At 59.4% G+C, this 24,585-nt stretch carries 24 protein-coding genes; 6 read left to right on the forward strand and 18 right to left on the reverse strand.

Annotated features, from left to right (window positions below):
• The first annotated feature begins 123 nt into the window (after positions 1 to 123).
• Complete coding sequence (locus ACR0CA_RS19470; RefSeq protein ID WP_480900813.1) at positions 124 to 1,359, forward strand: peptidoglycan-binding domain-containing protein; 1,236 nt, start codon at positions 124 to 126, stop codon at positions 1,357 to 1,359.
• A 95-nt stretch (positions 1,360 to 1,454) separates the two neighbouring features.
• Here the strand turns inward: ACR0CA_RS19470 and nusG are convergent, their stop codons facing one another.
• The 7 genes from nusG to ACR0CA_RS19505 form a co-directional block, all read right to left on the reverse strand.
• Positions 1,455 to 1,988 carry a transcription termination/antitermination protein NusG gene (nusG, locus tag ACR0CA_RS19475; protein WP_170774657.1) on the reverse strand — a complete coding sequence of 178 codons (534 nt, stop codon included), beginning with the start codon at positions 1,986 to 1,988 and terminating at the stop codon, positions 1,455 to 1,457.
• Between the two features lie 192 nt (positions 1,989 to 2,180).
• A complete protein-coding gene (gene secE / locus ACR0CA_RS19480; protein ID WP_058272489.1) occupies positions 2,181 to 2,378 on the reverse strand; it encodes a preprotein translocase subunit SecE in 198 nt (65 codons plus the stop codon).
• A gap of 68 nt (positions 2,379 to 2,446) precedes the next feature.
• Entirely contained in the window at positions 2,447 to 2,605 is a 159-nt protein-coding gene (gene ccoS, locus ACR0CA_RS19485; RefSeq protein ID WP_170355309.1) for a cbb3-type cytochrome oxidase assembly protein CcoS, read from the reverse strand.
• A gap of 4 nt (positions 2,606 to 2,609) precedes the next feature.
• Positions 2,610 to 4,787 carry a heavy metal translocating P-type ATPase gene (locus tag ACR0CA_RS19490; RefSeq protein WP_480900842.1) on the reverse strand — a complete coding sequence of 726 codons (2,178 nt, stop codon included), beginning with the start codon at positions 4,785 to 4,787 and terminating at the stop codon, positions 2,610 to 2,612.
• 3 nt (positions 4,788 to 4,790) lie between these two features.
• On the reverse strand, positions 4,791 to 5,249 hold the full coding sequence (locus ACR0CA_RS19495; protein ID WP_170774659.1) for a FixH family protein: 459 nt from the start codon (positions 5,247 to 5,249) through the stop codon (positions 4,791 to 4,793).
• 2 nt (positions 5,250 to 5,251) lie between these two features.
• On the reverse strand, positions 5,252 to 6,679 hold the full coding sequence (ccoG, locus tag ACR0CA_RS19500; RefSeq protein ID WP_480900816.1) for a cytochrome c oxidase accessory protein CcoG: 1,428 nt from the start codon (positions 6,677 to 6,679) through the stop codon (positions 5,252 to 5,254).
• A gap of 99 nt (positions 6,680 to 6,778) precedes the next feature.
• On the reverse strand, positions 6,779 to 7,654 hold the full coding sequence (locus ACR0CA_RS19505) for a LysR family transcriptional regulator (RefSeq protein WP_170774662.1): 876 nt from the start codon (positions 7,652 to 7,654) through the stop codon (positions 6,779 to 6,781).
• A 99-nt stretch (positions 7,655 to 7,753) separates the two neighbouring features.
• On the opposite strand from ACR0CA_RS19505, the gene ACR0CA_RS19510 reads away from it, so the two are divergent.
• A complete protein-coding gene (locus ACR0CA_RS19510) occupies positions 7,754 to 7,912 on the forward strand; it encodes a hypothetical protein (RefSeq protein WP_170791117.1) in 159 nt (52 codons plus the stop codon).
• Positions 7,913 to 8,057: 145 nt separating this feature from the next.
• Here ACR0CA_RS19510 and ccoP read toward each other — a convergent pair whose 3' ends face one another.
• From ccoP to ccoN, 4 genes are read right to left on the reverse strand one after another with little or no spacing between them, the layout of a single operon-like run.
• Entirely contained in the window at positions 8,058 to 8,921 is an 864-nt protein-coding gene (gene ccoP, locus ACR0CA_RS19515; RefSeq protein WP_170774665.1) for a cytochrome-c oxidase, cbb3-type subunit III, read from the reverse strand.
• The gene (locus tag ACR0CA_RS19520) at positions 8,918 to 9,103 is read right to left on the reverse strand and encodes a cbb3-type cytochrome c oxidase subunit 3 (protein WP_170774667.1); all 186 of its coding nucleotides are present in this window, start codon (positions 9,101 to 9,103) and stop codon (positions 8,918 to 8,920) included. The genes ccoP and ACR0CA_RS19520 overlap by 4 nt, the downstream gene beginning before the upstream one ends.
• A gap of 10 nt (positions 9,104 to 9,113) precedes the next feature.
• Positions 9,114 to 9,842, reverse strand: a complete 729-nt coding sequence (gene ccoO / locus ACR0CA_RS19525; RefSeq protein ID WP_480900818.1) for a cytochrome-c oxidase, cbb3-type subunit II — start codon at positions 9,840 to 9,842, stop codon at positions 9,114 to 9,116.
• Positions 9,843 to 9,856: 14 nt separating this feature from the next.
• Complete coding sequence (gene ccoN, locus ACR0CA_RS19530; protein WP_170774670.1) at positions 9,857 to 11,464, reverse strand: cytochrome-c oxidase, cbb3-type subunit I; 1,608 nt, start codon at positions 11,462 to 11,464, stop codon at positions 9,857 to 9,859.
• A 195-nt stretch (positions 11,465 to 11,659) separates the two neighbouring features.
• Between ccoN and ACR0CA_RS19535 the strand changes: the two genes are divergently transcribed.
• Positions 11,660 to 12,499 carry a universal stress protein gene (locus tag ACR0CA_RS19535; RefSeq protein WP_480552801.1) on the forward strand — a complete coding sequence of 280 codons (840 nt, stop codon included), beginning with the start codon at positions 11,660 to 11,662 and terminating at the stop codon, positions 12,497 to 12,499.
• 6 nt (positions 12,500 to 12,505) lie between these two features.
• Here ACR0CA_RS19535 and fnrL read toward each other — a convergent pair whose 3' ends face one another.
• On the reverse strand, positions 12,506 to 13,249 hold the full coding sequence (fnrL, locus tag ACR0CA_RS19540; protein WP_170774674.1) for a transcriptional regulator FnrL: 744 nt from the start codon (positions 13,247 to 13,249) through the stop codon (positions 12,506 to 12,508).
• Positions 13,250 to 13,310: 61 nt separating this feature from the next.
• On the opposite strand from fnrL, the gene hemN reads away from it, so the two are divergent.
• Together hemN and ACR0CA_RS19550 are read left to right on the forward strand one after the other, a co-directional pair.
• On the forward strand, positions 13,311 to 14,666 hold the full coding sequence (gene hemN, locus ACR0CA_RS19545; RefSeq protein WP_480900820.1) for an oxygen-independent coproporphyrinogen III oxidase: 1,356 nt from the start codon (positions 13,311 to 13,313) through the stop codon (positions 14,664 to 14,666).
• A 205-nt stretch (positions 14,667 to 14,871) separates the two neighbouring features.
• Entirely contained in the window at positions 14,872 to 16,800 is a 1,929-nt protein-coding gene (locus tag ACR0CA_RS19550; protein ID WP_480900822.1) for an elongation factor G, read from the forward strand.
• Positions 16,801 to 16,819: 19 nt separating this feature from the next.
• Here ACR0CA_RS19550 and ACR0CA_RS19555 read toward each other — a convergent pair whose 3' ends face one another.
• The 5 genes from ACR0CA_RS19555 to ACR0CA_RS19575 form a co-directional block, all read right to left on the reverse strand.
• On the reverse strand, positions 16,820 to 18,397 hold the full coding sequence (locus ACR0CA_RS19555; protein ID WP_480900825.1) for an ABC transporter ATP-binding protein: 1,578 nt from the start codon (positions 18,395 to 18,397) through the stop codon (positions 16,820 to 16,822).
• A complete protein-coding gene (locus ACR0CA_RS19560; protein WP_480900827.1) occupies positions 18,394 to 19,500 on the reverse strand; it encodes an ABC transporter permease in 1,107 nt (368 codons plus the stop codon). Before ACR0CA_RS19560 ends, ACR0CA_RS19555 begins: the two co-directional genes overlap by 4 nt.
• A complete protein-coding gene (locus ACR0CA_RS19565) occupies positions 19,501 to 20,586 on the reverse strand; it encodes a microcin C ABC transporter permease YejB (protein WP_170774684.1) in 1,086 nt (361 codons plus the stop codon).
• Positions 20,587 to 20,595: 9 nt separating this feature from the next.
• Positions 20,596 to 22,500 carry an extracellular solute-binding protein gene (locus ACR0CA_RS19570; protein ID WP_480505933.1) on the reverse strand — a complete coding sequence of 635 codons (1,905 nt, stop codon included), beginning with the start codon at positions 22,498 to 22,500 and terminating at the stop codon, positions 20,596 to 20,598.
• A gap of 170 nt (positions 22,501 to 22,670) precedes the next feature.
• Positions 22,671 to 23,180, reverse strand: coding sequence for a c-type cytochrome (locus ACR0CA_RS19575; protein WP_480900830.1), 510 nt, complete (start codon positions 23,178 to 23,180; stop codon positions 22,671 to 22,673).
• A gap of 119 nt (positions 23,181 to 23,299) precedes the next feature.
• Here ACR0CA_RS19575 and ACR0CA_RS19580 point away from each other — a divergent pair, with 119 nt between their 5' ends.
• A complete protein-coding gene (locus ACR0CA_RS19580; RefSeq protein WP_170774687.1) occupies positions 23,300 to 24,130 on the forward strand; it encodes a prephenate dehydratase in 831 nt (276 codons plus the stop codon).
• On the opposite strand, the gene ACR0CA_RS19585 is transcribed toward ACR0CA_RS19580, so the two are convergent.
• Positions 24,120 to 24,584, reverse strand: coding sequence for an N-acetyltransferase family protein (locus ACR0CA_RS19585; RefSeq protein ID WP_480900832.1), 465 nt, complete (start codon positions 24,582 to 24,584; stop codon positions 24,120 to 24,122). The two genes, ACR0CA_RS19580 and ACR0CA_RS19585, sit on opposite strands and share 11 nt — an antisense overlap.
• Position 24,585 lies beyond the last annotated feature (1 nt).

The raw sequence follows: 24,585 nt of genomic DNA on the forward strand, positions 1-24,585 counted from the left end.
GGAAAAACCTCCGCCAGCAAAGCAAATCCCCGCGCACCGATCACGTCTTGGCTATTGTGACACTGCACGAGGGGCAGTTGTGCTATAGTGACTGCAACTATACGTATTTGGCGGAGGTTTATTATGATTATTCGATTCATCACAACACTGGGCATCGCGCTCTCGCTTGCCATTACAGCTCCACAGGTGGCCCGAGCGGATGCGGGCGAAATTCTTGGCGGTGCCGTCGTGGGTGGCGTCATTGGCTACGCAATCGGTAAAGAGCAAGGAAAGAAGCAATCCAGCCGATCGACAACAACGCGGACTTACAGATCGGGTATTCCGTCCACCTCACAGGGGGCTCAAACACAGACTGCCCTGAACTATTTCGGCTACAATGCCGGACGAGTCGATGGCCAAGTCGGGGGCGGTACCCGCGCAGCGATCGAGCGATATCAGGCGTCGATGGGCTACCCGGTCAATGGCTATGACTTTCCCCCCTATCAAAGCGACTTTCTGAACCAGGCCTACTATTGGGCGACCAGCGGCGGGCAAGCGGCGACGCAACTGTCGGGTCAGCCACTTTTGTTTGCCTATCGTCAGCAGGTTCACAGCGGCGCCGCGCTGGCGGCTGCCCCGCAGCCCCAGGCACAGGCTCCGGCCCCGATCACTCCGGTTGTGACTGCCCAGCCCGAGACCACACCCACAGAAGCCCCAACCGAAACCGCATCGACGGGCAGCTTGCCCAGCCTCTTTGCCGGTGGCACAGCACGGCCCTCACTTGCCAACCGGTGCAGTGCGGTGATGCTGCAAACCTCGACCAATGGCGGGTACACAACACTGGCCAATATGTCGGACCCCGATTTCGCCCTGAGCGAGCAGTTCTGCCTGGCTCGCAGCTATGCCATGGCGCGTGGTGAAGAACTGATCCAGGGCATTCAGGGCCTGACCCCCGATCAGATCAGCACGCAATGTGCCGCCTTTGGTGACACCCTGTCGCCGCAGGTGGTTGCGCTTTCGCTCAGCTCGAAAGCCGATGCGGAAAGCCAGATGCGCAAATTCGCTCTGGATACCGGGCTGAGCCCAGCCGATCTGTCCGCCACAAGCAAGGTCTGTCTGTCGCTCGGCTACCGTCAGGACAACATGGATACAGCAGTTGGCTCGGCACTGATGCTGGTCGCCTTGGGTGAGCCTGCCTACGGAGAACTGGTCGGCCACCACCTGCGCGAAGGCTTTGGCGTGCAGGAACGTCAGGACCTTGCAATGCAATGGTATGACGCAAGCCTGTCGGCGCTTGACGCCGGATCGCAAGCGGTGTTCCTGCCGTCGCAAACCGACCGCCCGCAGCTTTTGCGTGCGGCCATGGTGCAGGCGCAATAAGCGGAGCGTTAAAAACCAACTTTTGTGGCACTGAAAAGAAAAACGCCGCGTTGCTCATGGCAGCGCGGCGTTAGAAATTGCTGTAAAGGCTTAAATCAGCCCTGCTTGGTCACCTGTGTAAAGTCCAGCTCGACCGGTGTTTCGCGGCCAAAGATCGAGACCGAAACCTTCAGCTTCTGATTCTCGTCGTCCACGCCTTCGACCATGCCGTCGAAATCCTCGAACGGGCCGTCGTTGACCTTGACCTTCTCGCCGACCTCGAAGGAGATCATCAGCTTGGGCGCTTCTTCGCCTTCCTGAACGCGGTTGAGAATCTGGTTCACCTCAGCATCTCGCATCGGCATCGGGCGACCTTGCGGGCCCAGGAAACCGGTGACGCGGTTGATCGAGTTCACTAGGTGATAGCCCTGATCCGACATTTCCATGTGCACCAGCACATAGCCGGGCATGAAACGGCGTTCGGTTGTGACCTTCTTGCCCCGGCGCACTTCGATCACCTCTTCGGTGGGCACCAGAACTTCGTCGATATCGTCCTCAAGGCCGTGTTCGGCCACCGACGTGCGGATCTGTTCTGCGATCTTCTTTTCGAAATTCGAAAGAACGCTGACCGAGTACCACCGTTTCGCCATGAACCTGTCGTCCTTGTTTGCCTTTGGGCCGCGACTGCGCCCGTCGTTTGAATTCAGTTACGTCATCCGGAATAAAAAGCGGCGCGCGGTCCGAATCGCCGCACGCCCATTCCGAAGAGTCCCGCGTGACCTACAAGGACATCGCGTGCTGTGCAAGGGGGAAGCGGCGTTTCCACCCAACCCCAAACGGGTTTAGCCGAACGCACCAAGGATCAGTTGCAGACCCCCGCGAATGCCCAGATCGACCAATGCAAAAAACACAGCGGTAAGAGCCGCCATGATGAACACCATGACCGTGGTCAGCAGAACCTCGCGGCGCGTGGGCCACACGACCTTTGCAACTTCGGCGCGGACTTGCTGAATGAACTGGATCGGATTCATGGTAGCCATTTGGCGGTGTTCTCTCTGCTAGCGGATGGGCCGGACATAACCGGGCATTGCGGCAATTTCAAGGGCTGTCAGGGCTTGGGCTTGTCGTCCCATTCATCGCTGAGGATACGACGGGCGTCCCCCTCGGGATCGTCATACTGATTCGAGCGGACAGTATAGACAAACGCCACCAGCCCAACCCCGCCCAGAAAAAGGGAAATCGGTATCAGATAGGCCAAGACTTCCATCGCTTTACCTTACCCGCAACGCGTTCAAAGACACAGTGATTGATGAGGTCGACATCGCCAGCGCCGCGATCAGCGGCGTAGCCAGACCAACCACGGCCAAAGGCACCGCGATGATATTATAGACGGTGGCGATGCGGAAGTTCTCGCGAATCCGTTTTGTGGCTTTGGCAGCGGTATCGCAGGCATCGGCGATAGGTGACAGGTCGTTGCCCAGCAGCACGATATCTGACGCCACCCGCGCCGCATCCAGTGCGGACGCTGGTGAGATCGACACATGCGCCGCCGCCAGCGCGGCCGTGTCATTCAGCCCGTCGCCCACCATCAGCACATGATGGCCCTGATCGCGCAGCACCTCGACATGCGTGGCCTTGTCCTGTGGCAGGGCTTGCGCAATCCAGTTCTGAATGCCCAGCTTACCCGCCAGCGCCTGAACCGCGCCTTGCGTATCACCCGAGATCAGGATGACCCCTTTGCCCGCTTCGCGCAGTGCCTGCACTGCCTCCGCCGCGCCGGGGCGCAGAGCGTCCGAGAACAGGAACGCCGACGGTGCCTGACCTGCGATGGAAAGCCACGCGGCGGTTTGGTCGCCCTCTACCGCGCCAGTCCATGCCGCGCGGCCCAGACGGACGCGTTGGCCGCGATAGGTGCCCTCGGTTCCGTAGCCCGGAACCTCGGTGACGTGTTTCAGCGTGGCGGGTTTGATCCCGGCCTCACGCGCGGCTCTGGTCAAAGCAACCGACAGCGGGTGCGCGGATGCCTCGGCCAGGGCCAGCGCGACCTCAAGATCCGCGCGGGAATGGTCGCCCAGATTGGCCAGTTCAGGGGTACCGGAGGTAAGCGTGCCGGTCTTGTCGAAAACAACCGTATCGACCTCGGCCAGACGCTCCAGCGCGGTGGAATGTTTGATCAGCATCCCCTTACGGAACAACCGCCCCGAGGCCGCCGTGGTCACCGCTGGCACAGCCAAGCCCAGCGCGCAGGGGCAGGTAATGATCAGAACGGCGGCGGCGATGTTCAGCGCCGTGCGCACGTCACCGGAATAGATATACCAACCCACAAAGCTGAGCGCCGACAGGATATGCACACCGGGCGCATAGAGCTTGGCCGCCTTGTCGGCCAGCGAGGTGTATCGCGAGCGCCCCGATTCCGCGATGGCCACAAGATCGGCCATGCGGTGCAGCGAGGTGTCCTCACCCACCGCCGTCGCGCGGATGGTCAGAGGGCCGGTCAGGTTGACTTCTCCAGCGCTGACAGTCGAGCCCGCCTCGGCGAACACCGGCAGGGTTTCTCCGGTCAGTAGGGACCGGTCGAGTTCGGACTGACCCGAGACAATCTCTCCATCCACAGGCATCCGCCCGCCGGGGCGCACAAGGATCAGGTCGCCTACGTTCAGCGTGGCAACGGCGACTTCTTCCTCGACGCCAACCGCGACCCGAATGGCGCGGGGGACTTCCAGCGCGGTCAGTTCCTCGGCCGCGGATCGGGCGGCAGCACGGGTGCGATAGTCCAGATAGCGCCCTGCCAGCAGGAAGAAGGTCAGCGTTAGGGCGGCGTCGAAATAGGCATGTTCGCCGCTGAGCGTGGTTTCCCAAAGCGATGTGACCAGCGCCAACAGGATCGCCAGCACGATCGGCACATCCATGTTCAGACGTCGCACACGCAAGGCCGACCACGCATTCGCAAAGAAGGGCTGTGCAGAGAAAGCGATCGCCGGCAGCGCAATCGCCGCCGATATCCAGTGGAACATATCCCGTGTGGCGTCGGACGCCCCGGACCAGACCGAGACGGACAGCAGCATCACGTTCATCGAGGCAAACCCGGCCACCGCCAGCCGCATCAACAGGTCGCGCCCCGCCTTGTCGGCCTGTGTGGCGGACAGGGCACCGGGGTCCAGCTCATGTGCCTCAAAACCCGCGTTTTCCAGCACTGGGATCAGATCGGCAGCACGCAGATCGGGCGCGGCTTTGATCATGGCGCGTTTCAGGGTCAGGTTGACGCGCGCATCCTCGACGCCGGGAGTGGCGTTCAGCGCGCGTTCCACCGTCGCGATACAGGCCGAGCAATGGATGCCCGGCAACGACAGAGCGATCTGTGTGTCCTGCGGAATGGGCCGTGCCGGTTCTGCCGGGGCCGCGATACAGCCCGGACAGGCCGCTGTGCCGGAACTGAGCTGCGCCACGATCCCCTACCCTTTCACATAAAGCGGCACGCGCTGCGCGAATTCCGCTCCGCTGTGGTCCTTGGCGACCAGACGGATGTTCCAGTTGCCCTTGCCCAGCGCCGCAGGGGTTGCATAGGCAGTACCGTCAAAGGTGAAATCAGGGGCGAAATCTTCTTTAACATGGGTGGCGCGGCCAACCACGGCCTGCAACTCGGCCACTTCGACCGGAGCGCCGGTTTGATCGGTGATGTGCAGAACCAGCAATCCGCCCGAAACCTCGGCCCGGATGAACCATCCAAGGGCTTGTTGTTCCTGCAAACGCTCGTTGAACTCTTGGCTCGCGACGTAAGAGTTTTTGACCTCTAGCCCCGGAAAGGTTTTCACCGCGCTGTATGCCAGCACCAGATTGACGGCGATGATCACACCAAAGGCCGCGACAAACACGGCCAGCGCGTGTTTTCCGGTGAATTGACGTTCAGCCATGCTCAGTTCCCCCGTCCGTTAAACGTGGTGTCCTTATAGGCGCGTTCGCCGCTTTCCAGATCCTCGACCCAGATGCGCACAGGCGTCACATCCGCAGCAGCAGGGCCGGTATCACCTGCGGTCACCACGTAGACACGGGTCAATTGTGCCGTATCTGCGGTGACATTGACAGTGTCTCCGTCGATGCCCTCGATCTGGATTTGCAAGGCCGGGTCGCCTGCCAGGGTCAGCTTGAACGGGCGTTCCTCACCATGTTTGTTGCGCAGACGCACGTCATAGGTGTTGCGGATTGTGCCATCTGAGAGGGTCACGAAGGTCGGATTGCGCACAGGTGCGACGGTCAGGTCGATATCCGAGCGGATGAACAGCGCAAAGAGCAGCGCAAAACCAACCGCCGCCCACATGGCCGTATACATGATCGTGCGGGGCCGCATAATGTGTCTCCAGACATTCTTGGGGGTCTCACCCGCCCGTTCGCGGGTCTCGTCACTCAGCGCCATGTAGTCGATCAGACCACGAGGCTTGCCGATCTTGGCCATCATGTCGTCACAAGCGTCGATACAGAGCGCACAGGTAATGCACTCCAACTGCTGCCCGTCGCGGATGTCGATGCCCACGGGGCAGACGTTCACGCAGGCCATGCAATCGATGCAATCGCCCAACTCAGAATCCGCCGTGCGTTTGCCCTTGCCGCGCGGCTCGCCCCGCCATTCGCGGTAGCCGACGACCAGAGTATCCTCGTCCATCATCGCCGCCTGAATGCGGGGCCACGGGCAAGCATAGATGCAAATCTGTTCCCGCGCGAAACCACCAAACAGGAAGGTGGTGCCGGTCAGGATCAGCATGGTTGTGTAGGCCACAGGATGCGCATTGCCCGTCACCAGATCACGCAGCAATGTGGGCGCGTCGGCGAAATAGAACACCCAGGCACCGCCGGTTGCCAAACCGATCAGGAACCAGGCGGTCCATTTCGTCAGGCGCAACCGTGCCTTTCGCATATCCAGCTTTTCTTGTCGGTGCAGACGTAGGCGGGCGTTGCGGTCGCCTTCGATCCAGCGTTCGACGAGAATATAGAGATCAGTCCACACTGTCTGCGGACAGGCATAGCCACACCACACACGCCCCAAGGCCGAGGTGAACAGGAACAGGCCCAGCCCAGCCATGATCAACAGGCCGGCAACGAAATAAAACTCGTGCGGCCAGATCTCGATCCAGAAGAAGTAAAAGCGACGGTTGGCCAGATCCAGCAACACCGCCTGATCCGGCAGGCTGGGGCCACGGTCCCATCTGATCCACGGAGTGATGTAGTAAATACCCAGCGTCACTGCCATGATGATCCATTTCAGATTGCGAAACGGACCGGACACGCGCCGGGGGAAAATCGGCTCTCGTGCGGCGTAAAGGCTAGGGGCGGGATCGGAATCGCTCACGGGCTGGCTCCAGACTCACTTCTATTCTGCGCCTTGTCCCAGATCACACCACCCGGCACTTTGACATGGGTCAAAAGCGCATCGTACAGACACCTTTTGTCACAGGTCGCGCGCCTGACGCCTAAGCCACGCGACAAAGGTCTTTACGGCAGGACGCAGGGGCGCATCGCCCAGAACGATATGATAACCAAAGTCGCCGGGTTCCTGAAACAGTTCGACGATACGACCGGATGATATGTCGCCTTCGACAAAATGCCGCGCGGTCACGGTCACGCCCTGCCCCGCGCGCACCCCATCCAGCAGCAGGTTGCCCGGCAGCGCGATGCGCCCGGCGCCCGGTCCGTGATCAACACCTTGCCGGGCCAGCCATGTGGTTGCCTCGGTCGTTCCGAATTCCTCAAGCCAAGGTAACTGGCTCAGCTCCTTCGCGGTCCAGTCGGTCTTGCCATCCAGCAGGGAAGGTGCGGCGACGATGACCATGGGGCTGGGTTGCAGCATCTCGGCGCTGACACCCGGCCAGTCGCCCGCGCCATAGCGTATGGCCACATCCACCCCACCGGGTGTAAGGCTGACCAGCTTGGGCGAAGGGTCTAGCGCAAGATGGATATCCGGGTATTTGGCCTGAAACGTAGGCAGGCGCGGCATTAGCCAGGATGCCGCGAAGGATGAGGTCAAAGACACATGCACGGGCCGCCCCTGCCGGGCCTTGGTCAGATCAGCAATGGCCGTGCCTATCGCGCCAAAGCCCAGATGCAGGGCGCGGGCCAGCTCCTCGCCTTCCGGTGTCAGGGTCATGGATTTACCGGTCCGGTCCAGCAGGGCCACGCCCAGATGTTTCTCAAGCGCGCGCAATTGCTGACTGATGGCAGCGTGACTGACATTAAGCGCCGCACCAGCTGCAACCACATTGCGCCGCTCGGCGAAGGCAGAAAAGGCCCTTAGGGCCGCCAAAGGGGGCAGAGATAGCCAATCCATATGTAATCCAAACTTACACGTTAGAGTTTCATTTGAGTCGCATTTCAAAGCCCAAAGGTCAATCTTTAACCCATGCTCGCAGCGTATAGGAGGCTGACAATGTTCACCGTTTTTGCACGAACTTTTCTGACCGCAACCCGCGTCGATGCCCCGGTCATCCGGGATGCGCCCAAGCCAAACCAGTCCAGGAAGGAGTGGTTGCCGGACAGTCATTGGTGGAAAGAACCGCTCCGCGATGTCGATCTGAACGATCTGTGATCGCTTTACCCAAGTTCTGGACCCGTCATGGGCGGAACTCTACGGTAGGGAAATAGCACCGGCTGTTCTGGAAACGCGCGAACAGATGGAACAGCCGGTGCTGCAACCTTCGGGCGGCGAACCGTCCGAAGGTATTCTTTTGGCCTTACTGGCCGCCGCCCAACTGGTGGACGTAAGCCGTGACAGCGCGGATCTGCGCATCGGTCAGGCGGTTTTCCCAAGCGGGCATCACGCCAAACCGGCTGTAAGTCACCGTCTCGGTCAGCGCCTCTTGGCTGCCGCCATAGAGCCAGATCGCGTCGGTCAGGTTCGGCGCACCTTGAAAGACATCGCCAGTGCCGTCTTCGCCATGGCAAGCCGCGCAATTGTCTTCGAACACAACCTTGCCAGCCTGCGCCGCCGCATCATCGCTTTGGGCATTCGTCAGCGACATCACGTATTGAACCACCTGAGCAATCTCTTCTTTCTCAAGCAGTTCACCAAAGGCCGGCATCTCGGAATAGCGCGCATCGTCGCTTTCTTCGTTCCGGATGCCATGGGCGATTGTGAACTCGATATCCTCAAGTGAACCGCCCCACAGCCATGCGTCATCCAGCAGGTTCGGGAAACCCGGAGCACCCTGTGCTCCCGAGCCGTGGCATTGCGCACACCAGGTGCGGAACACGGCACCGCCTGAGTTCACAGCGTATTGCTGCAACTCGGCATCGGCCGAAATCTCTTCCAGCGGGGTTTCCACCAGACGTGCGTTCCAGGGCGCGTTGGCTTCTTCGAAGGACACGATATCCTGCTGCACTTCCCCGCGCGAGGACCAGCCAGTGACGCCTGCGGTTGCCGACTGAACCAGCGGCCATGCTGGATACATGATCGTGTAGATCACGCCCCAGAAGATACAGGCGTAGAAGGTCCACAGCCACCAGCGGGGCATCGGATTGTCGAATTCTTCGATACCGTCCCAGCTGTGACCCGTGGTATTCGGATCGCCTGGCTGTTTATCAGGTGTCTTGCTCATGGCCGCGCCTCCTTGGATTCGGCGGGTTTATCTTGATGCCGGAAGGGGATGTTGGCGGTGTCCTTGTATTCCTTGCTGGCACCGGGGCGGAAAACCCAGATGATGATGCCGACAAAGACCGAGAACAGCAGCAAAAGCATCCAGCTATCCGCGAACTGTCTGAGGAGTGTGTATTCTTCCATAACGCCCTCCTTAACGACTTGCGTCCGGGGTGAAGGTCGAGAAATTAACCAGCGTGCCCAGCATCTGAAGATAGGCCACCAGCGCGTCCGCTTCGGTCAGTTCCGGTTGACCGTCGAAGTTGCGCACGCTGACCTTGTCGCCATAGCGTTCCAGCAGCCCATCATAGTCGCTGTCCGGATCGGCCTGCGCACGGAAGTCGGCCTCGGCATTGGCCAGCATCTCTTCGGTGTAAGGCGTGCCGACAACGGCGTTCGCCTTCATGATGTCACCGATATACTTGCCGTCCAGCTTGCGATGCTCGAGGAAGCCGTATTTCGGCATAACCGATTCCGGCACAACCGACTGCGGATCACGCAGGTGGTCCACATGCCACTGGTCCGAATAGCGACCGCCCACGCGGGCCAGATCAGGACCGGTCCGCTTGGAGCCCCACTGGAACGGGTGGTCGTACATCGACTCAGCCGCCAGCGAGTAGTGACCGTACCGTTCGACCTCATCCCGCATGGGGCGGATCATCTGGCTGTGGCAGACATAGCAGCCTTCGCGCAGATAAACCTCACGGCCCGCCATCTCGAGAGGGGTGTAAGGGCGCATGCCCTCCACCTTTTCGATGGTGTTCTCAAGGTAGAACAGCGGGGCGATTTGAACGATGCCACCAATGGTCACGACCAGAAAGCTGAACACCAGCAGGAGGGTCGCGTTGGTCTCGAGGATCTTATGTTTGTCGAGAATTGCCATTGCTCCGGCCCTCCTTATTCAGCCGGGACCGCGACGGTCAGGCTGGCCTCTTTGGCCGGTGCCTTCCGCACAGTCATCCACAGGTTGTAGCACATGATTACGGCACCAGCGACGAACATCACGCCACCCAGCGCACGCACCACATACATCGGGAACTTGGCTGCCACGGTGTCAGCGAACGAGTTCACCAGGAAGCCGTTGGCATCCACTTCGCGCCACATCAGGCCTTCCATAATACCGGTGACCCACATCGACGCGGCGTAGAGCACGATGCCGATCGTGGCGAGCCAGAAATGCCAGCTGACCATCTGCAGCGAGTACAGACGCTCACGCTTCCACAGGACAGGCACCAGATAGTAGAGCGCACCAAAGGTGATCATACCGTTCCAGCCCAACGCGCCAGAGTGCACGTGGCCGATGGTCCAGTCGGTGTAGTGAGACAGCGAATTCACGGCACGGATCGACATCATCGGGCCTTCAAAGGTGGACATGCCGTAGAAACCGACCGAGATGACCATCATGCGGATCACAGGGTCCGTACGCAGCTTGTCCCATGCGCCCGAAAGGGTCATCAGACCGTTGATCATACCACCCCACGAAGGCATCCACAGCACGACCGAGAACACCATGCCCAGCGTCGAGGCCCAGTCAGGCAACGCGGTATAGTGCAGGTGGTGCGGACCAGCCCAGATATACAGGAAGATCAGCGCCCAGAAGTGGATGATCGACAGCTTGTATGAAAAGACCGGACGCTCGGCCTGTTTCGGGATGAAGTAATACATCATGCCCAGGAAACCTGCAGTCAGGAAAAAGCCCACGGCGTTGTGGCCGTACCACCACTGGATCATGGCATCTTGTACGCCCGACCAGACGATGACCGATTTCGAGCCCCAGATGCTGACAGGGATGGTCAGGTTATTGACCACATGCAGCATCGCAACGGTGACGATGAAGGCCAGGTAGAACCAGTTGGCGACGTAGATATGAGGCTCTTTCCGCTTGATGATCGTGCCCAGGTAAACGGCCAGATAGGCGACCCAAACGATGGTCAGCCACAGGTCAACATACCATTCGGGCTCGGCGTATTCCTTGGACTGTGTGCCACCCAGAACATAGCCGGTCGCGGCCAGAACGATGAACAGCTGATAGCCCCAGAACACGAACCACGCCAAGTTTCCGCCCCACAAGCGCGCGGCGCTAGTACGCTGCACCACATAGAACGAGGTCGCCAGCAGCGCGTTGCCGCCAAAAGCAAAAATCACCGCCGAGGTGTGCAGCGGACGCAAACGGCCAAAGTTCAGATAGCCCTGTGCCCATTCGAAGTTGAGCGCAGGAAAGGCCAGCTGGAACGCAATAAAGGTCCCCGCCAGGAACCCGATTACCCCCCAAAAGGCGGTTGCGATCACGCCATAGCGGATCACGCCATCCATGTATTCACCCGAGCGATCAACGAACGTTTCTGGCTCATCCGTGTTTCTAAGCGTCCAGATGAACAAACCACCGGCGATCAACATCACCAGAATTGCGTGCACCTGATACGCCAAATCGCGTGCGTAATTGGTTGCGATCGCGGCGAATACCGCAATCACACCAAGCACGATCAGCTTGATATAATTTGACATATTGCGTCCCTTTGCCATGCCCCGCGCGATTCTTTTGTGTCGCGAGACCCTTTTGACTGGCTGCTGTTTTCTACCACAGCGGTTCTAACTGCTTTGATCTGTGTCAAGACGAGTCGGCAGATATTGTGACTATGCTTCAGAAACGAATGGGCTGGAACGTCTCAGTTTGCCCCGCCCCGTAGGCAAGAGGTCAAGATGGCTTACAAATCACTTCTCACCGTGATGACAGAAACCAAACCCTCAGATGCGGCACTGGGGCAGATGGTAGCGCTGGCCGAAGCGCAGGACGCACATGTCGAGGCATTGTGCCTTGGCGTGGATCGCAGCCAGACGGGTTACTACTATGCAGGAGCCAATGCGCTGATCCTGCAAGAAACGCTGAGCCGGGCCAATGCCGAGGCCGAGGAAGTGCTGGATTATGCAAAGGCCTTCCTATCCAAATCCGGCACGCGCTGGTCTGCCGAAAACGGTGTGGCCCAGATCGCCGATCTTGGGCGCCACGTGGCGCATCGCGCCCGGTTTTCCGATCTGGTGATTCTGCCACAGCCCTATGGCGAGGACCGCGGCGCCGAAGCAGAACCAATTGTCGAGGCTGCGATGTTCGAAGGTCACGCCCCGGTTCTGATCGTCCCCGACAAAGCGCAGCCTTTCAGCCGCCCTGGAACGATTCTGATCGGCTGGAACGAAAGCGTCGAGGCCATGCGCGCTATCCGTCGAGCCCTGCCATTTCTGAAGCAGGCCGATCTGGTGAGGATCGTGGTGATCGACCCGCCCCGCCATGGGCCGGATCGTTCTGACCCCGGCGGGATGCTATCACAGATGCTGGCCCGTCACGGAGTGCGATGCGAGATTGACGTTCTCAGCAAAACCATGACGCGGGTTTCGGATATCCTGAACCGTCACGCTTCGGACACCGAAGCCAACATGATCGTAATGGGCGCCTATGGCCATTCGCGGTTCCGCGAAGCCATTCTGGGCGGTGCGACGCGGAACATGTTGGAACAATCTTCAGTACCGGTGTTTCTGGCGCATTAGCGCCGGTTACACTAGGAAGCCGCCATCCGAATCGTCCCCGGCCTCTTCCATCAGGCGTCCCATATCGGGAATCGTCACGTGGCGCTTGCCTTCCAGCAGGATAACCTCATCCTTCTTAAGCGCCGAAATCTGGCGGCTGACCGTTTCCAGAGTCAGGCCGAGATAGTCCGACATCGCCTCACGCGTGAGGGGCAGATCGAATACGATGGGGCCATCGCTACCTCTTTGACCGACCGAGGCATCCCTGCGGGCGATGATGGACAATAGGCTCGCAATCTTTTCGCGGGCGGTCTTACGACCGAGAACCAGCATCCATTCACGGGCGGCGTCCAACTCGTCCAGAGTCATCTGCAACAACCTGTGCGCGATATGCGGAGTCGTGTTCATCAACTCTTCGAAGGGCTTCTTTCGAAAGCAGCACATAACCAGATCTGTGGTCGCCTGAACGTCATACGGGGCCGAATCGCGCCCCGGACGGCCGACGAAGTCGCTAGGCAACAAAAGACCGACCATCTGGGTACGACCGTCTTCCATTGTTTGCGTCAGAGACGCAATTCCAGACACGACCGAGCCTACAAAGTTCATCTGATCACCCGACCATATGATCGTCTGCCCGGCTTCGAAACTGCGATAATATTTAATGCCTTCAAGCTCTTCCAGCTCATCCGCGTCACAATGCGCACACACGGCCCGGTGGCGGATCGGGCAGTCTGCACAGTTCGTATGGTCGATCTTGAATGTGGGTGTCATGCGCGCTTCCACTTGATCTCTATCAAAGCATCTGTTCGTGGCGTCCTCTAACGGTACCGTCATGATAGTTAAACCACAACTGGCACGGCTTGGACTATTTGACGCGAAAGTCCCGCGTTATACAAGCTATCCCACCGCCCCGCACTTCAGCAATGACGTAGGGTCAAGCCTTTATGGCGACTGGATTTCCGACATCAAACCCGGAAGTTCGATCTCGCTGTATATCCATGTTCCATTCTGCCGCAGGCTGTGCTGGTTCTGCGCCTGCCGGACGCAAGGCACCCAGACCGACAATCCGGTCATCGCCTACGTGGATGTCCTCAAGGCCGAGCTAGACCTGCTGGCCGCGCGCCTGCCCGAGGGCGTGACCCTGTCTCGCCTGCATTGGGGTGGCGGCACGCCCACCTTGCTGAACCCCGACCTGATGCGCGATCTGGCCGCCCACATTCTCGACGTGGTCCCACTTGGCCCTAATGCCGAGTTCTCGGTCGAGATCGACCCGAACGAGATTGACGAGGCCCGACTGGATGCCCTGGCAGAGGCGGGCATGAACCGTGCGTCGATTGGGGTTCAGGACTTCGATGATGAAATCCAAAAGACCATCGGTCGCATCCAAAGCTATGACACAACACGCAAGGCGGCCGAAATGATCCGCGAACGGGGCATCCATAGTCTGAACGCCGATATCCTCTATGGTCTGCCGCATCAGACCAAAACGCGGATGACGGAAAGCGTACAGAAGCTGCTGTCGCTCAACCCCGACCGGGTTGCGCTGTATGGCTACGCCCATGTGCCGTGGATGGCCAAGCGGCAGCAGATGATCCCGTCCGACGCGCTGCCTACACCTGAACAGCGTCTGGACCTGTTCGACACCGCCCGCCGCCTGTTCATTTGGGACAATTACGCCGAAATCGGCATCGATCACTTTGCCACTCAGGAAGACGGTCTGACCCGCGCCCTGAAGACCGGGAAGCTGAAGCGGAACTTCCAGGGCTATACCGATGATCAGGCCGAGGTTCTGATCGGTGTCGGCGCCAGCTCGATCTCGCGTTTTCCACAGGGCTATGCCCAGAACGCTCCGGCAACGTCGGCGCATACCAAGGCGATCCGCGAAGGGCGGTTCTCGACCTCGCGCGGGCACCTGTTCAAGGGGCAGGACATTCTGAGATCACGCCTGATCGAAGCGCTGATGTGCGATTTCAAGATCAATTCGGCGGAGATTCTGCGCGACCACGACATCTCGGTTAGTGAGCTGAACCAGATGTATCAGTCGGCCAATGCCGCCTTCGACAATTTGCTCAGTATTACCGAAGACGGGCTGTTCATCCCGCCCGAAGCGCGCCCTCTGACCCGAATGATTGCCCGCAGCTTTGATGCCTATGACCTCAGCAAGGCCGGGCACAGTTCGGCAATCTAACCCCTTTCCCGGTGGGTCCCCACGCGGGCCTACCCATGCATACCCGCACAGGGGCTTGACGCAGGCCTCTGGTTTTCTCCACACTTGGGCTGTGCGTATCGCACCCTGAGGCAGGTGAATTTGCAGACAGTTCTTGCCGACGCATTCGCGCCGGACAGCCCTTTTCGTGCAGGTATTTCTGCAACCTTAAAGAGGGACAGCACTCATGCGCGTTTTCACCGTCCTCGGCCCCAGCCAATCGGGCAAAACCACTCTGGTCGAGGCCATCAGCCGCCTCGACGGGCGGCCCACCACATTCGACGTATCCGGAACCGTGCATGTGCACGGTTTTTCTTACTTGGACGAGCCATGGTGCGCCATCGACGTCGACGGAGGCGGCGACAATCTGGGCTATGTCGGCCCCGCCATGGCCATTTCGGACGCAGCATTGGTGGTCGTCCCACCCGACCCGGATGCAGCCGTCCTGTGTGCGCCCTATCTGCGCCTGGTGGAAGAGGCAGGCATTCCTTGTTTTCTGTTCATCAACCGCATGGACAGCCCCAATGGCCGCATCCGCGATATCATCTCGGCACTGCAGACCTATTGCACACACCACATCGCCTTGCGACAGGTACCCATCCGCGAAGGCGACACGATTGTCGGTGCGGTCGATCTGATCTCGGAGCGGGCGTGGAAGTATCAGGAAGGCCAACCCTCGGCCCTGATCGAGCTGCCGCAATCCGTTGAAGATCGTGAACAAGAGGCGCGGACCGAACTGTTGGAAACGCTGTCGGACTTTGACGATCATTTGCTGGAGCAACTGATCGAGGACAAACAGCCCCCCAGTGGCGAGGTTTACGATCTGGCGGCACAGGTTTTGCAAAACCACCAACTGATCCCCGCCTGTTTGGGGGCCGCCAGCCACGGCAACGGCCTGACCCGGCTGATGAAGGCCCTGCGGCACGAAGCGCCCGAGTTCAACATCGCCGCCGACCGGGACGAGGCTGCCGAAAACGCGCGCGCCATTGCCGGGTTTGCTGATGTGAAAAAGCATATCGGCAAGATCATCGTGCTGCGCGGGCTTGGTGACGGCGTCAAGGCCCACGAAGCGTTGGGCGGCGAAACCGTCGGCAACCTGACGACGCTGGATGCCAAAACCCAGATCGCCACGCTGGAGGCTGGACAAATCGGATTGGCGGTGAAATCCGACCATCTGAATCCCGGTAATATCTATGACAGCAAGGGCGCAACCGCCCTGCCGGAATGGGCCTGGTCCCATCCGGCCGCGCATCGTCAGGTCGTCTCACCATCGCATGAGCGGGACGATGTACGCCTGTCCAACGCATTGGCGCGGCTGGTCGAGATCGACCCCGGCCTGCATCTGGATCAGGACGAGCTGAGCGGACATTCGGTGCTGGGCTCGCAAGGTCCACAACACATGCGCCGCGTGACGGCGAAGCTGGCCGAGGATTTCGGTATCGAGATTGAGGCCGACCCAGTCGAGACCGCCTATCGCGAGACTATCCGTGCGCCCGTCGAACATCGCCACCGCCACCGTAAGCAATCCGGCGGGGCGGGGCAGTTTGCCGATGTAGTGATCTCAATCGCGCCGATGCCGCGTGGCGCGGGGTTCCAGTTTGAAGAGGTGGTCAAAGGCGGCGCGGTTCCGCGCAACTACATCCCCTCGGTCGAGCATGGTGCGAAAGACGCGCTGGTGCAGGGGCCCGAGGGCTTCCCTGTTGTCGATGTCAAAGTCACGCTCAACGACGGTAAACATCATAATGTGGACAGTTCTGACTATGCGTTTCGTACAGCGGGCAAGAACGCAGTGCGTGAGGCGCTGCCACAGGCTAAACCCGTAGTGCTGCAACCCATCCTGAACGCCGAGATACACCTGCCATCGGATTTCGTCGGCGACCTGGTGCCCACAATCAGCTCGCTACAGGGGCAGGTTCTTGGGTTCGAGGGCAATCCCAACGCTTCGGGTTGGGAGATTTTCAACGCCCAGCTTCCCGCAGTGGCGCAGGACGAGTTGCACCGGAGCCTTGCCAGCGCCACGCGTGGCACAGGATGGGTCAAGCTGAGCTTTGATCACTATGAAGAATTACGCGGCCCGGTTCCAAAAGCAGCGGTCAGGGAAACAGCCAACGCCTGACACATGGCGCGGGCTGTTTTCAGCCCGCTGCCGCAATCAGTTCGCGGGTATACTCTGTCTGAGCATTCTCAAACAGGTCTTCAGCCGCGCCCATCTCGACCACGTCGCCGTTGCGCATGACGATCACGTTATGCGACATGGCGCGCACAACCTTTAGGTCGTGGCTGATGAACAGATAGGCCAGCCCGTATTTGCGCTGTAGATCGCGCAGCAGATCGACGATCTGCACCTGCACTGTCATGTCCAGCGCGCTGGTCGGTTCATCCAGAACCAGCAGCTTGGGCCGCAGGATCATCGCGCGGGCAATGGCAATGCGCTGACGTTGCCCGCCCGAAAACTCATGCGGATAACGGTCCATCGCGGCAGGGTCGAGACCCACCTCGGTCATCACTTCGGCCACCAGATCACGGGGCGCGCGGTGCGGGTCGACGTTGTGGATCGCCAACCCCTCGGCAATGATCTGCATGCAGGTCATACGCGGGCTTAGGCTGCCGAACGGATCCTGAAACACGATCTGCATATCTTTGCGCAGCCGTCGCAACTCGCGCGTGGACCAGCGGCGCACGTCCTGATCGCGGAAGGTGATCCCACCCTCGGACGCGATCAGCCGCATGATCGCCAGTGCCAATGTCGTCTTGCCCGAGCCGCTTTCGCCCACGATGCCCAGCGTCTCACCCGCCCGCACGCTGAGCGTGGCGTCGTTCACGGCCTTCACGTGACCCACGGTTCGTTTCAGCAAGCCGCGCTGAATCGGGAACCAAACCTTCAGGTGATCAGTGCGCGCGACCTCTTCGGCGTCAGTCGCCACAGGATCGGGATGACCCGAAGGTTCGGCGGCCAGCAATTTGCGCGTATAGGGATGCTGCGGGTTATCGAAGATCTCGGATGTCAGGCCGGATTCCACGATCTCGCCATCCTTCATCACGCAAACCCGGTCAGCGATGCGGCGCACGATACCAAGGTCATGGGTGATGAACAGCATCCCCATATTCTCGGATTTCTGCAATTCGGCCAGCAGTTCCAGGATTTGCGCCTGAATGGTCACATCTAGCGCTGTTGTGGGCTCATCCGCGATCAGGATGTCGGGTTTGTTGGCCAGCGCCATGGCGATCATGACCCGCTGACGTTGTCCGCCGGACAGTTGGTGCGGGTAGCTGTCCAAACGCTCGCGCGGGTCGCGGATGCCAACCTTGGTCAGCAGCTCGACAATCCGTTCGCGCGCGGCGTCCCCTGTGACGCCCTGATGCAGCGCAAGCGATTCCGCCATCTGTTTCTGGATCGTGTGCAACGGGTTCAGCGAGGTCATCGGCTCCTGGAAGATAAAGCTGATATCGTTGCCGCGCACATCCATCAGCTTGGCTGGCGCGGCGCCGATCATCTCATCCCCGTCATAGGTGACCGAGCCTTCGACAATCGCGCTGTCGCCCAACAGCGACACGGTGCTGAGCGCGGTCACCGACTTCCCCGAGCCGGATTCGCCCACCAGTGCAACCGTTTCCCCGCGATCCACGGTGAACGACACGCCTTTGACCGCATCAGAGACCTGCCCGTCCTGCTTGAACGAGACCTTGAGGTTTTTCACATCCAAAAGGCTCATGAGAAGGTCTTTCTGGGATCAAACGCATCCCGCACGCCTTCAAAGATGAAGACCAGCAGCGACAGCATGATGGCAAAGGTGAAAAACGCGGTGAAAGCCAACCACGGCGCTTGCAGGTTCTGTTTCGCTTGCAAAGTCAGCTCACCCAGCGACGGAGCCGAGGACGGCAGGCCAAACCCCAGAAAGTCCAGCGAGGCCAACCCGGCAATCGTACCTGTGACGATGAAGGGCATGAAGGTCAGCGTGGCTACCATCGCGTTGGGCAGCATATGGCGGAACATGATGGTCATGTTGCCCACACCCAGCGCCCGCGCCGCCCGCACATATTCAAGGTTGCGCGCCCGCAGGAATTCAGCACGAACGACGCCAACAAGGCCGGTCCAACTGAACAGAATCATCAGCGCCACCAGTAGCCAGAAACTTCGGCCCAGAATGGCGAACATGATGATGATCACGTAAAGTGAGGGCGTGGCCGACCAGATCTCGATCACGCGTTGGAAAATCAGGTCGAGCCAGCCACCAAAGAAGCCCTGAATGGCCCCTGCAAAAATGCCTATGATGCTGGCCGCGCCGGTGACCATCAGTGTGAACAGGATCGACAGGCGGAACCCGTAAATCACCCGTGCCAGCACATCGCGCTTGGTGTCATCCGTGCCCAGCAGGTTCTGCCCGTTGGGCGGCAGCGGAGCCGCGCCGGAGCGATCCACGCTGGTGTTGAAGGAATAGGGGATCAGCGGCCAGATAGCCCAGCCACGCTCGAACCCTTCGGCCTCGTATGTTCCGGCCTGAATTTGTTCAATGATGCCTTCGGGATCGTCAAAGCAATCTTCGATCCCGCCGCTGTCGATCAGACACTGAACCTCGGGGTCGCGATAGATCGCCTCGGTCTGGAAGTCGCCGCCAAAGGCCGTTTCGGGATAGAAGTTGAAGATCGGCGTGAAATACTCACCCCGGTAGTTCACCAGAATGGGTTTGTCATTGGCAATGAATTCGGCAAACAACGACAGGCCGAACAGCACCGAGAAGATGATCAGCGACCAGAAGGCCCGTCCGTTTCGGCGGAAATTGCGCCAGCGGCGCTGGTTGAGTGGGGACAGTGCCATTTACCCCTCCCGCTTTTCGAAATCGATGCGCGGGTCGACCAGCACATACATCAGGTCGCTGATGATGCCGACAACCAGCCCCATCAGACCAAAGATGAACAGTGTCCCAAAGATCACCGGATAGTCGCGCGCCACTGCGGCCTCGAATCCCAGACGGCCCAGACCGTCCAGCGAGAAGATCGTCTCGATAATGATTGACCCACCAAAGAACACGCCAATGAACACTGCCGGGAAACCCGCGATCACGATCAGCATCGCGTTACGGAACACGTGACCATAGAGCACCCTGCGCTCGTTCAGGCCCTTGGCGCGGGCGGTCATCACATATTGCTTTTTGATCTCGTCCAGGAACGAGTTCTTGGTCAGCAAAGTCAGCGTCGCAAAGGCAGAGATTGTCAGAGCAATGATCGGCAAAGCGATATGCCAGAAATAATCCAGCACCTTGCCCACCGCGCTGAGGTCATCCCAATTGTCCGAGGTCAGCCCCCGCAGCGGGAAAATCTGCCAGTAGGAGCCACCGGCAAACAGCACCAGCAACAAGATCGCAAACAGGAAACCGGGGATGGCATAGGCCACGATGATTGCCCCGCTGGTCCAGGTATCAAAGGTCGAGCCATCCTTCATCGCCTTGCGAATTCCCAACGGGATCGACACCAGATAAGCAATCAACGTTGACCACAGCCCCAACGAGATCGACACCGGCATTTTCTCCAGCACCAGATCAATCACGCTGATCGACCGGAAATAGCTCTCGCCGAAATCCAGCGTCAGATAGTTGCCCATCATGTCCAGAAACCGCTCGACCGGAGGTTTGTCGAATCCGAATTCTTTTTCCAACTCTTCAATGAACTCGGGCGGCAACCCACGCGCACCGATATAGCGGTCATTCGCGCCGCCGGTTTGCTGCTCGATATCGCTGCCGCCGCCGGCAATGCCTTCGAACACATCACCCCCACCTTCCATCTGGGCGATAATCTGTTCAATCGGGCCGCCCGGAACGAACTGAACCAGCGTAAAGTTGACGATCATAATCCCAAGCAAAGTGGGGATGACCAGCAACAGACGTCTTAGAATATATGCTCCCATGAGGGCGGATTACCTCAAGGCGCCCGAGGATTTCAACTCGGCTTCTTTCTCGGCGTTGATCCACCACAGGTCCTCGACGCCCAGCGCATAGGGCGGCAGATTCGCAGGGTGCTCGTACATGTCCCAGTAGGCGACCCAGTATTTACCCAGAAACCAGGTGGGAACCATGATCCGCTTGGCCCGCAGCACACGATCCAGCGCCCGCACATTGGCGTGCAGTTCTTCGCTGTCAGTCGCGGCGACGATATTGTCGATCAGCGGTTCGATATCGGGGCCATGCGCGCCCGACGGGTTAAACACCGAATACGCGGCTGCCTCGGTCCCGAACTGCTGATAGAGCCCTGTGGATGGCTGCAACGAGGTCGGATAGCCGCCAAAGATCATGTCGAAATCCCGATCCCGACGGCGCAGTGTGAACTGAGCGTTGTCGACCCGGTTATAGGTCGCATCAATCCCCATGGCGCGCAGGTTGTCCACAAATGGTTGGATAATCCGATCCAAAGTGGGCTGGTCCGACAGAAACTCGATCTTCAGAACTTCGCCATTGTCATTGCTGCGGATGCCGTTGTCTCCGACTTTCCAGCCCGCCTCATCCAACAGTTGCATCGCAGCACGCAGGTTGCGGCGGTCATTCTGACGGGCCGGGCGCGAGTCATGGGCCGAGACCGGTTCTTCGGTCAGCACAGCAGGGTCCACCGCATCGCCTAGACTTTGCAGCACCTCAAGCTCACGCCCTTCGGGCAGGCCGGTTGCCTCAAGATGCGTGCCTTGCCAGAACGAATCGCGCTGCTGGAACAGGCCATATTGCAGGCTTTCATTGGTCCATTCGAAGTTATAGCCCAGTTGAACCGCCTCACGCACGCGGGGGTCCTGAAACTGAGGCCGGTCAAGGTTCATGATAAAACCAGAGGCCGACGGGACGTTGCCGTCCTCAAGCTCGACCCGCAGGACATTGCCATTTGCAATCGCCGGAAAATCATAAGCCGTCGCCCAGCTTTTCGAGTTGTTTTCCTGCCGAAGAGTGAATGTTCCCGCCTTGAACCCCTCCATCGCGGCAATCGAGTCGCTGAAATACTCGATGCGGATGGTGTCATAGTTATTCCGACCCACATTCACATTGATCTCATCGCCCCAATAGTCGGGATTGCGCTTGTAAACGATGCGTCGGTTGATGTCGTAGCTGTCCAGAAGATAGGGGGCCGACCCGATGCCCGGTTCAAGGCGAGATTTGTCCAATCGGCGGTTTTCCGGGTCCGCCTCGAACCAAGCCTTGGAAAACACCGGCGTGCCACCAACCTGAGAGATCAGCGCCCGGCGCGGGATATCAGGGGCAAAGTAGAATTTGACGCGATGTTCATCCAATGCCTCGGCGCGGGGGATACGCTTGCGAACGGCCTCGGCGTAAGATTTCAAACCCTGATCTAAAAGCAGATTGTGAGAAAACACGACGTCCTCTGCCGTGACTGGCGTTCCATCAGAAAACCGTGCCTCGGGCCGCATATTGAAAATGACCCATTCCTGACTTTCCGGGTATTCGAGGCTCTCCGCCAGCAAGCCGTAATAAGAGGCAGGCTCGTCATAAGATTCGATCAACAGGGATTCGTATTGGTCTGCGGATCGTGCGCCCGCTCGCCCCTGCCGGGTGAAGGGATTGAAACTGTCAAACGTGCCCTGCGCGGCATAGGAAAGCTCTCCTCCGCGCGGGGCGTTCGGGTTGACGTAGGCGAAATGCGCAAAGCCTTCGGGATATTTTAGATCACCAAATTCCGAGAAACCGTGACTTTTGATGATCGTTTCCTCGGCCCGCCCCGGCAGTGCCATCAACATCACCATGACCATACCGGCCATCAGAGCCCAAAGCCCGCCTCTGAAATCCAATACACGCGCCTGAACGATTTCCCGGTTGGACCTCATGTTGCTCATCCCCTGTTGCATCACGTGTTTTAATCTTGCGTTCGCCAGCTAAAATACCAGCACTTACAAATTCAAGTTTAGAATGCGTGAGCGCTTTGTGAAGTTCTGTTTAGACAAAAAAAGCCGCTGCACGGAGCAGCGGCCTTTGTTTTTTCGGGTTATTCGCAGGATCAGTTGCCGATGGTCTGCAAATAGGCAATCAGGTCGGCACGCTCTTGCGGCTTTTTCAGGCCCGCGAAGCTCATGGATGTGCCGGAAATATAGGCGCTCGGGCGCTCAAGGAAGGCATCCAGCGCTTCGGGTGTCCAGTTGCCGCCATGGGCCTGCATCGAGGCCGAGTAGCCGGTGAAGCCATTGGCCGACGCGACCGGACGGTCAACGATGCCATACAGATAAGGGCCTGTGCCGTTCGCGCCGTCTTCCAGCTTGTGGCAAGCGGTGCATTTACGGAAAACGCGTGCGCCTTTTTCCGGGTCGGCTGCGGCCAGCAGGTCTTCGAACACCACTTCCTCACCGTCGGCGCTTTCGCCTGCGCTTTCGGTTTCAATGATGTACGAGGCCTTCTCGCCATGACCATCGGCATGGTACAGGCCTTCGGCGGCCCATTTGGCCAGAAGCAGCACCAGGAAGGTGCCAAACAGGCCTGCGGCGGCCTTGGTAACTGTCATCGTGTCGAACATTGATCGCGAGTCCATTTCAGCTGTCTGCGGGGTGTCTAAGGCTTCCCCTGACAAGAGGCAAGGTATAGACACCGCGACTAAACGCCCAATTCTGGAACTTGTTGCACGGAATCGACCAAATGACCAAACGTATCGCATTTCAGGGGGAGCCCGGCGCCTATAGTCACGAGGCCTGCCGTAACGCACGCCCCGATATGGAGGCCCTGCCCTGCCGCACTTTCGAGGATGTGATCGAATCGGTGCGCTCGGGCGCGGCGGATCTGGCGATGCTGCCGGTTGAGAACACGACCTATGGGCGCGTGGCCGATATCCACCGCCTGCTGCCTCATAGCGGGCTGCACATCATTGATGAGGCCTTTGTCCGCGTCCATATCAACCTGCTGGCCGTTCCGGGTGCCACGCTGGACGACATTACCGAGGCCCATTCCCATCTGGTTCTGCTGCCCCAATGCGCGGGCTTTCTGAAACAGCACAACATCCACGGGCGCGTCAGCCCCGATAATGCCCGCGCCGCGCGCGAAGTGTCCGAACAGGGCGAACTTCACTCGGCCGCGCTGGCCAGCGAACTGGCCGGAGAGATTTATGGCCTCAACGTTCTGGCCCGACATATCGAGGACAATGACGACAACACCACCCGCTTCCTTGTAATGTCACGCGAGGAAGACCGCACGCGGCGCGGTGAACACGGAATGATCACCAGCTTCGTCTTTCAGGTCCGCAACATCCCTGCCGCGCTGTACAAAGCGATGGGCGGGTTTGCCACGAATGGGATCAACATGACCAAGCTGGAAAGCTATATGGTCGACGGCTCATTCACCGCCACGCAGTTCTATGCCGATATCGTGGGGCACCCCGACGACCGCAATGTGCAACTGGCGATGGAAGAGCTGGAGCATTTCACCACAAATGTCGAAGTGCTAGGCGTTTACCCGGCGGCGGTCACAAGGTGAAGGATTTGCGGCGCGCGCCGTCAATTCGGCGGCAGTCCACAAACCCCCTTGCCTGATAATAGGCCAGCCCTTCCGCATTGTTGACGCCGATCGTCGCGTCGATCGCCACAAGGCCTGCCGCACGGGCAGCTTTCAGGGTTTCCTGAAACAACGCCCGACCGACCCCGCGCCGAGCCGCCGAAGGGCGAATATGCGTGCCGATCAATCCCCAGCCGACAGGCGCGCCATAGGGGTTGCCCTCTACCGCTTGCTTCAGCGATTGAAACCCCAGCACCTCGTCCCCGTCCAACGCCAGAAGGCACTGAATCTGACCGGGATGAGAGACATAGTGCGTTTCGGCGAACCCGGCATCTGCCGGTTTGCTGCGCTTGTCTGCCAAAACAAGGGCTTGCAACACTCCAGCAATACCCGGCGCGTCGTATGAGGTTGCCTGTCTCAGGATCAGATCGCTCATA

It is taken from the genome of Ruegeria sp. F12, assembly GCF_056533885.1.